The sequence below is a fragment of the Paraburkholderia sp. J7 genome (assembly GCF_905220155.1).
Classification (GTDB): Bacteria; Pseudomonadota; Gammaproteobacteria; order Burkholderiales; family Burkholderiaceae; genus Paraburkholderia.
This window is the reverse complement of sequence record NZ_CAJMYZ010000134.1, coordinates 1-280: the sequence shown is the minus strand read 5'-3', so window position 1 is coordinate 280 and position 280 is coordinate 1. Positions and strand designations below refer to the sequence as shown.

1 pseudogene is annotated in these 280 nt (G+C 62.9%); it reads left to right on the top strand.

The features are described from left to right. A pseudogene (locus U5A58_RS40660) lies at nucleotides 1-276 on the top strand (ABC transporter ATP-binding protein); the annotation flags it as partial. Nucleotides 277-280 lie beyond the last annotated feature (4 nt).

Genomic DNA, 280 nt, shown 5'->3' with positions numbered 1-280 from the left:
CGCGCGCTCGCAACCGATCCGAAGCTGCTCGCGCTCGACGAGCCGGCGGCCGGCATGAACGCGACCGAGAAGGTCGAACTCACGCGCCTGCTCGACAAGATCCGCGCCGATGGCAAGACCATCCTGCTGATCGAGCACGACGTGAAACTGGTGATGGGCCTGTGCAACCGGATGACAGTGCTCGACTATGGCAAGGTGATCTCCGAAGGGCTGCCGCAAGACGTGCAGAAGGACCCGAAGGTGATCGAGGCATATCTGGGTGCGGGGGTTCACTGATGTC